Genomic DNA, 8,642 nt, shown 5'->3' with positions numbered 1-8,642 from the left:
GAGGCTAGGACTTTTGTCCCAGCCTCTTTTGTGATGAACAGCAAGTAACAAAAGGAAGAGGATGAGAATAGATGTTCGGAAATCAAGCGTTTTCTAAGAAAAATGTAAGAGTTTCTAGGAAAATATTGAAGTAAGACCGAAAAAATAGTAAAATGGAAGAGCTGATTTCAGCAATCAACTGTTCTGCGTTCTCCTTTTTGGAGAAGTGTTCTACATTAGAAAATGGAGTATTCTATGAAGAAAAAAATTATCTTGAAAAGCAGTATCCTAGCGGTCGCTGCGGGTCTTAGTGTTTTTGCGATCAATAGCGTTTTTGCAGACGAATTGCCCGTACAGTTCATGGGCGTTAATGACTTTCACGGTGCCTTGGAACAAACAGGGACAGCTCGTTTAGAAGGCGAAACTGTGAAAAACGCAGGAACAGCCCCACTTTTGGCAACCTATTTGAACGATTCGCAAAAAGACTTTGAAACGGAGAATGCCGGAACGCCTAATGCCAGCATCCGTGTGCAAGCGGGAGATATGGTCGGCGCTAGTCCAGCCAACTCTGCCCTCCTTCAAGATGAACCAACTGTAAAAGTCTTCAATGAAATGAACTTTGAATACGGAACCCTTGGAAATCACGAGTTTGACGAAGGACTTGGTGAATTCAACCGGATCATGAAGGGAGAAGCCCCAACACCTGGTCAATTCAATAAGATCGTCGATGAATATCCTCATGAAGCTTCTAAACAAGAAGTCGTGATTGCCAACTTGGTCGACAAGGATACCAACAAAATCCCATTTGACTGGAAACCTTATACCATCAAAGAAATCCCAGCCAATGACAAGACAGTTAAGGTCGGATTTATCGGGGTTGTTACGACAGAATTCCCAAATCTTGTCTTGCGCAAAAATCATGAACAATACCGTGTTTTGGATGAAGCAGAATCGATTGCTAAATATGCGCGTGAATTAAATGACCAAGGGGTTCATGCGATTGCTGTCTTGGCCCACGTTGCTGCCACTAGTAAGAATGGTGTAGCAGAAGGTCCGGCTGCAGAAATGATCAAAAAATTAAACCAAATCTATCCTGAAAACTCAGTGGATATCGTCTTTGCAGGCCACAACCACCAATATACAAACGGGATGGTTGGAAATACCTTGATCGTTCAAGGTACGTCTCAAGGGAAAGCCTACTCGGATGTCCGTGGAGTCCTAGATACAGATACAGCTGACTTTGTTAAAGCTCCAACTGCTAAAATTATTGCAGTAGATCCATCTAAAGGCAAAGCAAAAGATGCCAAGGTTCAAGCGATCATCGATGATGCCAATGCGACGGTTAAAAAAGTAACAGAAGCAAAAATCGGTACAGCAGACAAGGCTGAAAATATTACCCGTGAATTGAATGCACAAAAAGAAAGTGCTGTTGGAGATTTGGTCACAGCAGCGCAACTAGATATTGCCAAAAAATCAGGTTATCCAGATGTTGACTTTGCCTTCACCAACAATGGAGGAATCCGTGCAGACCTCGTGGTGAAACCAGACGGAACAGTAACTTGGGGTGCAGCTCAAGCAGTACAACCATTTGGAAATATCCTCCAAGTAGTAGAAATCACTGGGGACCAAATCTACAAAGCTTTGGGCCAACAATATGATGAGAAAGAGCTTTACTTCTTGCAAATGGCAGGGATCAAGTACACCTATACGAAACCAGCTGATGCAACGGAAGAAAATCCATATAAGGTTGTGAAAGCTTACAAGGCAGATGGAACTGAAATTGATCGCAACAAGACCTACAAGGCGATTATCAACGACTTCTTGTATGGTGGCGGAGATGGCTTCTCAGTCTTCCGCGATACAAAATTGATCGGTGCGATTAATCCAGATACTGAAGTCTTTATCCAATACATCGAAGATGTGAATAAGGCAGGGAAGAAGTTGTCTGCTTCAATCTTGGGCAATAAGACCTTTGTGGAAAAAGTGGAAGAAGAAACACCAACTCCAGAACCACAACCTCAACCAACTCCACAACCACAGCCAGCGCCAGTTGATCCAGTAAGTCCTGTAAATCCAGTCCATCCTGTGGCTCCAGTGTCTCCTGTTACTCCAAGTCGTCAATCAGAAACCCCAGTAACTCCAGCTCAACCAGCTACAAGCGAAACAAAAGAAGTGGCAACAAACAAACCAGTTGCTGTCACTTATCATACGGGTGGACAAACAGAAGTAGCTGCTACACCAGCAACAGGTCTTCCAAAAACAGGTCAAGAAGAATTGGCTTCGACAGTCCTTAGCCTCTTTGGCATGACCTCACTAGCTTTAGCAGGCTTTGTAGCTAGCAAAAAACGTGAAGGCTAAGTCGTTCATCCGTTAACTGACCCTAAAAAACGTCCGTTCTAGAAAGAAACGGACGTTTTTGATGTCTTAGGCTGTTCTCTCCACCCAGACACTGCGGACAAAGAAGAGGCTGATCAGAGCTAGTGCTAGAAAGGCAACTCCAAGGTAATAATAGGGTTGATCCATTGTAGTAGATCGACCAGAGAGGTTGACAATCCCTCGGTAGAGGGCCCCGGCTGTGAGGGTAGCCACTCCTGAATTCCAAAGATTGAGGCTCAGGCGAGAGAAGCCTTTCACCATCAACTGTAGAAGCACTAGTAGGGCACCACCGATCAAAGGAATCAAGAAGAGGTAGTGCATGAAGGCAGAGGTTTCGCCAAAACTAAAATGTTCATAGATGCGACTTCCGACAAAGAAGAAAGCTGAAATCAGAATATACCAGAGAATCGTTTTTTTCAACCGTTGTTTAATAGGATTAGTAACCGATATAGACAATGTCACTCACCACCCTTTCTGAGATAGTACCATTTGTTGTTGGTTTGTTAATAACTTGACCATTGAAGTAAAGGGTAGAAGATCCACCCCCATCCAGGTTGTAGGCTGTTTTGACGCCATACGATTTCATCACTTCCGCTAATTGGTAGAGAGAAAGCCCTTCACTCTCTGAAGTCCGTCCGTCTGACACGACGATAATGTAGTGGTTTTCATCGATGATCCCAATCGCTGTCCGTGGATTTGACGCCATAGATTGCCCGACCTCTGAGTTGGTATCGACAGTTATTTCCCCATTTTCAACTAAGGAAGGACCGAAAGCGAGGAGATTGACGACCCCGTCTTTGACCAATTGATCCGCAGAGATCTCATCTTCATAGATAATTTTGAAGGATCCATCCTTGTAAATGGCTAGGTCACCATTGCTTGAATCTTCCCGAACGGTATCGCGGTAGACCACTCCGTTTCGGATGACATAGCCGGTGCTATTAGCTCCGTAGTAGTCTCCATTGACGGCTAGAATAGCATTGTTCTCAGCTGCAGTGACGGAAGTCTTAGCCGTTACATTTGTCCCGTAGGTGTTTTGTGCAAAGGCTGTTTTGAGATAATCTGCCGAGCTGACTGTGATATCTGCAATGTAAACCTGGGTATTTTCAATCGTTTTTTCTGTTAGGCTCACCTGGATATTGTCATCTGAATAGCTAGTATCAGTCGTTGTAGCTGAAGCAGCTGCTTTTTTGGCTGCCTTAGTGTCCGTAGTAGTAGCTTTTACGGTTTGGATGGCATCGGATAAGACAAAGGTCTTGAGCATCGAGTAGCTAAAACTACTGGTCAAAAGAAGGCCAAAGCAGGCAGCATAGGTATAGGATTTTTTAAAGAATTTCATGGTGGGGAGCTGTCCTTTCTTTGAAGATTACTTTTTTCTGGATCACCCATGAGACCAGAAAGAGGAGGAAGCCAACGACAATTTTACTGATCAGGAGATTGAGCCCGAAAGCAGTATAGAAGAGTCGAATCAAGAGCGTATCGAGAATAAAGAGGCCGAGGGCTAGACCAAAGTAGCCACTTCCTGTTTTAGCGACGCTGTCTTTATTCTTAAAGACCAGGTGCTTGTTAGTCGAGTAGTTAAAAATAGAACTCGTCACACGAGCGATCCCGTTCGCTAGGAGAATGCGAAGACTAATGGGCACAGCCATCATCACGAAAAGGAAGAAAGCGTAGACCAGATAGTCAACGATAAAACTACTCAGAGAGGAGAGGGCAAACTTAAACATGTCCTTGTAGATCATGAGGCCATCTCGGATAGGTCGGAAGTGGGAACCTTCATTGTCATTGATGTAGACTGTTTCAATCGGAACTTCTAGAATGGGGAAGGACTTGCTTGCTGCAAGGAGAACATTCATCTCATATTCATAACGCTGTCCGTCAACCTCAAGCATGAAAGGTAACATATTTGTAGTGAAGGCCCGTAAGCCAGTCTGAGTATCGCTGACTGCCACTCCCGTTTGTTGTTTAAACAAGAAGCGAGTCAATTTATTCCCGAAAGCAGAACGTAAAGGAACTTTTCCAGAAAAGGCGCGTGCTCCTAGAATAAGTGTTCCAGGATGCTCTTGAGATTGGTTAACAACCCTGAAAATATCCCAAATTTTGTGCTGACCGTCTGCATCAGCTGTAACAATGCTTCCATAGGTGCCTCTTTCTAGGATGTAGGCATAAGCAGTCTTGAGTGCTTGCCCTTTTCCTTGGTTGTGCTCATGGGTCAGAACTGTCGCAAGACCCTCTAATTTGTCAAAAATCGCTTTCTTGTCAGCGTCACTCCCATCGTCGACCACGATGATGTGGAGATCGCTCTTAGCGTGGACCAAGCGAACCAGTTTGACAAGATTCAGATCCGGTTGATAGGCGGGGATGATAAGATAATTCATAATCGTTCCTCGTTTCTTGAGATTTGTTGAAGCTAGTATATAGACTCAAGCTTAAAGCTAACTGATATCAGTTTTCTTTAAGGAAAGAGGAGAAAGAAGGGGAGGGGTTTCTTCTATAAAATGTCATTAAAATGTCATTTTTTAGGACATTTCTTTCTTTTTTCTCGAAGGGAACGTCAAAAATCATTTTTTAAATCCTAAAGATAATTCTTGCCTTTGTTCCAAAAGTCTGGTATAATAGTTTCTTGTGAGTAAACCTCACTTACCCCTTGCAAAGACTTGGGGTCATTAGTCCAAAAGGAGGAACATTATCAATGGCTAAATACGAAATTCTTTATATTATTCGTCCAAACATTGAAGAAGAAGCTAAAAACGCTTTGGTAGCACGTTTCGATTCTATCTTGACTGACAACGGTGCAACTGTTGTTGAATCAAAAGATTGGGAAAAACGTCGTCTTGCATACGAAATCCAAGATTTCCGTGAAGGACTTTACCATATCGTAAACGTTGAAGCGAACGACGCTGTAGCTCTTAACGAGTTCGACCGTCTTTCAAAAATCAACGGTGACATTCTTCGTCACATGATCGTAAAAGTTGACGCGTAAGAAATCATCAGAGGTGACTTATGATTAACAATGTTGTACTTGTCGGTCGTATGACCCGTGATGCTGAACTTCGCTACACTCCAAGCAATCAAGCAGTTGCTACTTTCAGCCTAGCTGTCAACCGCAACTTCAAGAGTCAAAATGGAGAGCGCGAAGCCGATTTCATCAACTGTGTGATCTGGCGTCAGCAAGCAGAAAACTTAGCCAACTGGGCTAAGAAAGGTGCTTTGATTGGGATTACCGGTCGCATTCAAACACGTAATTACGAAAACCAGCAAGGTCAACGTGTTTATGTCACTGAAGTCGTAGCAGACAGCTTCCAACTATTGGAAAGCCGTGCAGCACGCGAAGGGCATGCAGGTGGTGGCTATTCATCAGGCAACGGTGGTTTTGCTGGAAATGCAACCCCAAGCTTTGGTGGATCTGAACCAAGCAATGCAGCGCCAAACTTTGGTCGTGAAGAAAATCCATTTGGAGCGAATCCAATGGATATCTCAGACGACGATCTTCCATTTTAAGAATGGGTTTAACGAATTAAAACTATAAAGGAGAATTAAACATGGCTCAACAACGTCGTGGCGGATTCAAACGCCGTAAAAAAGTTGATTACATCGCAGCAAACAAAATCGAATATGTCGATTACAAAGATACTGAGCTTCTTAGCCGTTTCGTTTCAGAACGTGGGAAAATCCTTCCTCGTCGTGTAACTGGAACTTCAGCGAAGAACCAACGTAAAGTAACAACAGCTATCAAACGCGCTCGCGTAATGGCTTTGATGCCTTTCGTAAACGAAGATTAAAAAAAGACCCGTTAGGGTCTTTTTTTCATGAGCTTGAAGACAAGAGAGCGAATTAAGACCCTAACGGATCTTTTTTCACGAGCCTAGAAATGTAAGAGCGAGTTGAGCTCCAGTGGACCTCTTTTTCAGACCCTTTTGGATCTTTTTTGCGAGCATAGAAATATGATAGTGAGTTAGGTCCGTGTGAAGCTCTTTGACCTTTCCCAAGCTCTAATTATGCTATAATGATGGGGAGAAAGGTATCAAGGAGCGCAACATGAAGGAAGGTGTAATCATCAGGAGGATGATAAAGGCAGATATTGAGCACATCTCTCAAGCCTTTATCCACCAAGGGTGGCCAGGTAGAGAGGATATCTTGACTAGCTATTTTCAAGAGCAGGAGAATAGAGAGAGGGACGTATTAGTAGCTGAGTCGGATGGATTTGTGGCAGGCTATATCACTATATTGCCTGCTGCCAAGCACGGCCCTTTCGTGGGAGTCTATCCTGAACTATCTGATTTTAATGTTTTTGAACCATTTAGAAATCGAGGGATTGGGAATCAACTCTTAGAGGAGGCAGAAAAAAGAGTCCGGCTACTATCAGAGATTGTTACTTTAGGGGTTGGTTTACACTCGGGTTATGGCCCAGCTCAAAGACTGTATGTCAAACGGGGCTATATCCCAGATGGATCTGGGGTTTGGTTTAGTGATCACCCCTTAGCCCCTTACAGTTCTTGTGAAAACAATGATGACTTAGTCCTCTATTTTTCAAAAAGATTGAACAGGGAAATACAGTAAAACAAAAACGGATGAAAACTTCATCCGTTTCTTTTTAGCGACGAGTTGCGGGTGCTGTGCTCGAACTTTTAATATTAAAGCGTTTCTTGAGGTAGAAGCGAAGGACAAGTGCTAAAGCTCCTAAAACGATGGCAAGGACATCTGGAATAGTTGGGTTGAGAACCTGTGGGAGTAGGGAAGTAAAGGACAAGACAATGACCCAAAGGAACATGACTCCAACAAGAATCGGCATGGATTTCCAAAGAGAGGGACGCTCGCTGCGATCTTTGGTGCCATCCATATACTGATAGAAGAAGTAGTACATGAGATACAAGAGCAGGGCCCCTGTCAAACTTCCAAGAATCAAGGTGATCAACCCATAGCCAGTACGACGCGGTGCGACCAAGTTCATAAAGGCGCTAATCGCAGCAAAAACACCAAAGATAAAGAGGAAGGAATCCAAAATCATAAGAGAGGGAGCATCGTTTAATTTCGGATGCTCTTTTTCATAGCGTTCTTTCTCGCTGAAAGAATTCGCCCAAACAGTTGGAGCTCCAAAAAGAGTCCGTGCCGGAATCCCTTTTCCTTGGTTTTCATGGATAGCTGGAAGGATTTCTTGGATGAGGCTTTCTGCTTCTTCCTCTGATTTCCCGTTTTCAAGCAATTGGTGTTTGGCGATGCGGATAAATTCTTGGTTTTTCTTGCTGAGTTGATTCAAATCAAATTGAGACATAAATACTCCTTAGTGTTATTAGTAGGTGTTAGAACCATTTTTTATGGATGAGGTAGACGACGAGAGACCCGGTCAGGGCAAAAGCGATGAAAATGATGAGCCAGAAGGCGTTTGGTTCTCCATTGAGCGGTAATTCATTGTCTTTGAAGTTCATCCCATAGGCAGAGAAAATCATGGTTGGGATGGACATGACGATGGTCACCATGGCCAAGGTCTTCATGATGTTATTCTGGTTGTTGGAGATGATCGATGCGAAGGTATCGGTCATGGAGTGCAGGATATTTCCATAAATATCTGCCATCTCGATGGCCTGCTGGGTTTCGATCAAGGTATCTTCCAACAGATCCTCGTCTTCTAGGTATTTCTTGATGTTGCTAGTGGCACTGGTCAATTTCTTGATCACGCGCTCATTGGTTTTCAGAGAGGCCTTAAAGTAGACGATGGTTTTTTCCAACTCCATCAACTCAATCAGCTCTTCATTACGCGTTGATTTGTGCAATTGACTTTCAATCTGCTCGCTTTTGCGATCCAAGGTACGAAGCGCTGACAAGTAGAGTTCGGCGTTACGGTAGAGGATCTGAAAGATAAAGCGTGACCGCATAAAGGTATAGAAATTCCGCAAGCGTCGGTTGATAAAGATATCTAGAAGCGGCAATTTCTCCAAGCAAGTCGTGATAATAGCCTCTTCTGTTAGGATAATCCCTAGAGGAATCGTCACGTAGTAGGTCTGATTGTTCCGCTCTTCCTTGATGGGAACGTCGACGATGATCAAGGTATACTCATCTTCGATGGTCATACGGGACATTTCTTCCGCATCGAGTGGTGCCCGTAAGTCTGCAATATCGATATTAAAAGCAGAGGCGATTTCCATCGATTCACTTTGGGAAGGGTTCACAAGGTTGATCCAGCTACCGGGTTCCAGCGTCTCTATTTCTTTAAATTCAGTCGTTGTCGATAAAAAGACCTGTTTCATGGTGCCTCCCCTTGTTTTTTTACACCTTAACATTATATCAGA

The 8,642-nt window shown here is 43.6% G+C and carries 10 protein-coding genes; 5 read left to right on the top strand and 5 right to left on the bottom strand.

What is annotated here, in order from left to right; translation table 11 throughout:
- Window positions 1–234 precede the first annotated feature (234 nt).
- Window positions 235–2,337, top strand: coding sequence for a surface-anchored 5'-nucleotidase (locus HMPREF2686_RS07060; protein WP_070449922.1), 2,103 nt, complete (start codon window positions 235–237; stop codon window positions 2,335–2,337).
- Between the two features lie 66 nt (window positions 2,338–2,403).
- Here the strand turns inward: HMPREF2686_RS07060 and HMPREF2686_RS07055 are convergent, their stop codons facing one another.
- The 3 genes from HMPREF2686_RS07055 to HMPREF2686_RS07045 are packed head-to-tail and all read right to left on the bottom strand — an operon-like array spanning window position 2,404 to window position 4,733.
- Entirely contained in the window at window positions 2,404–2,811 is a 408-nt protein-coding gene (locus HMPREF2686_RS07055; RefSeq protein WP_049488565.1) for a hypothetical protein, read from the bottom strand.
- A complete protein-coding gene (locus tag HMPREF2686_RS07050) occupies window positions 2,792–3,694 on the bottom strand; it encodes a phosphodiester glycosidase family protein (protein WP_070449919.1) in 903 nt (300 codons plus the stop codon). Before HMPREF2686_RS07050 ends, HMPREF2686_RS07055 begins: the two co-directional genes overlap by 20 nt.
- Window positions 3,681–4,733, bottom strand: a complete 1,053-nt coding sequence (locus HMPREF2686_RS07045) for a bifunctional glycosyltransferase family 2/GtrA family protein (RefSeq protein ID WP_049474086.1) — start codon at window positions 4,731–4,733, stop codon at window positions 3,681–3,683. Before HMPREF2686_RS07045 ends, HMPREF2686_RS07050 begins: the two co-directional genes overlap by 14 nt.
- Before the next feature lie 314 nt (window positions 4,734–5,047).
- On the opposite strand from HMPREF2686_RS07045, the gene rpsF reads away from it, so the two are divergent.
- The 4 genes from rpsF (at window position 5,048) to HMPREF2686_RS07025 (ending at window position 6,915) form a co-directional block, all read left to right on the top strand.
- Window positions 5,048–5,338, top strand: a complete 291-nt coding sequence (gene rpsF / locus HMPREF2686_RS07040; protein ID WP_003005040.1) for a 30S ribosomal protein S6 — start codon at window positions 5,048–5,050, stop codon at window positions 5,336–5,338.
- A gap of 20 nt (window positions 5,339–5,358) precedes the next feature.
- The gene (locus tag HMPREF2686_RS07035; RefSeq protein WP_003008622.1) at window positions 5,359–5,856 is read left to right on the top strand and encodes a single-stranded DNA-binding protein; all 498 of its coding nucleotides are present in this window, start codon (window positions 5,359–5,361) and stop codon (window positions 5,854–5,856) included.
- Between the two features lie 41 nt (window positions 5,857–5,897).
- The gene (gene rpsR / locus HMPREF2686_RS07030) at window positions 5,898–6,137 is read left to right on the top strand and encodes a 30S ribosomal protein S18 (protein ID WP_000068664.1); all 240 of its coding nucleotides are present in this window, start codon (window positions 5,898–5,900) and stop codon (window positions 6,135–6,137) included.
- Between the two features lie 256 nt (window positions 6,138–6,393).
- Window positions 6,394–6,915, top strand: a complete 522-nt coding sequence (locus HMPREF2686_RS07025; protein ID WP_023919016.1) for a GNAT family N-acetyltransferase — start codon at window positions 6,394–6,396, stop codon at window positions 6,913–6,915.
- Between the two features lie 34 nt (window positions 6,916–6,949).
- On the opposite strand, the gene HMPREF2686_RS07020 is transcribed toward HMPREF2686_RS07025, so the two are convergent.
- Together HMPREF2686_RS07020 and HMPREF2686_RS07015 are read right to left on the bottom strand one after the other, a co-directional pair.
- A complete protein-coding gene (locus HMPREF2686_RS07020; protein ID WP_045759821.1) occupies window positions 6,950–7,627 on the bottom strand; it encodes a DUF1129 domain-containing protein in 678 nt (225 codons plus the stop codon).
- 28 nt (window positions 7,628–7,655) lie between these two features.
- The gene (locus tag HMPREF2686_RS07015; RefSeq protein WP_031576884.1) at window positions 7,656–8,600 is read right to left on the bottom strand and encodes a magnesium transporter CorA family protein; all 945 of its coding nucleotides are present in this window, start codon (window positions 8,598–8,600) and stop codon (window positions 7,656–7,658) included.
- Window positions 8,601–8,642: the final 42 nt, after the last annotated feature.

The organism is Streptococcus sp. HMSC057G03 (assembly GCF_001808745.1).
GTDB lineage: Bacteria > Bacillota > Bacilli > Lactobacillales > Streptococcaceae > Streptococcus > Streptococcus parasanguinis_Z.
This window is presented reverse-complemented; position numbering and strand designations above follow the sequence as displayed.

Excerpts from the sequence above, each read along its gene's own strand:
- HMPREF2686_RS07060 (WP_070449922.1), top strand. The coding sequence starts at position 235 with ATGAAGAAAAAAATTATCTTGAAAAGCAGTATCCTAGCGGTCGCTGCG.
- HMPREF2686_RS07050 (WP_070449919.1), bottom strand. The coding sequence starts at position 3,694 with ATGAAATTCTTTAAAAAATCCTATACCTATGCTGCCTGCTTTGGCCTT.
- HMPREF2686_RS07045 (WP_049474086.1), bottom strand. The coding sequence starts at position 4,733 with ATGAATTATCTTATCATCCCCGCCTATCAACCGGATCTGAATCTTGTC.
- rpsF (WP_003005040.1), top strand. The coding sequence starts at position 5,048 with ATGGCTAAATACGAAATTCTTTATATTATTCGTCCAAACATTGAAGAA.
- HMPREF2686_RS07035 (WP_003008622.1), top strand. The coding sequence starts at position 5,359 with ATGATTAACAATGTTGTACTTGTCGGTCGTATGACCCGTGATGCTGAA.
- rpsR (WP_000068664.1), top strand. The coding sequence starts at position 5,898 with ATGGCTCAACAACGTCGTGGCGGATTCAAACGCCGTAAAAAAGTTGAT.
- HMPREF2686_RS07025 (WP_023919016.1), top strand. The coding sequence starts at position 6,394 with ATGAAGGAAGGTGTAATCATCAGGAGGATGATAAAGGCAGATATTGAG.
- HMPREF2686_RS07020 (WP_045759821.1), bottom strand. The coding sequence starts at position 7,627 with ATGTCTCAATTTGATTTGAATCAACTCAGCAAGAAAAACCAAGAATTT.
- HMPREF2686_RS07015 (WP_031576884.1), bottom strand. The coding sequence starts at position 8,600 with ATGAAACAGGTCTTTTTATCGACAACGACTGAATTTAAAGAAATAGAG.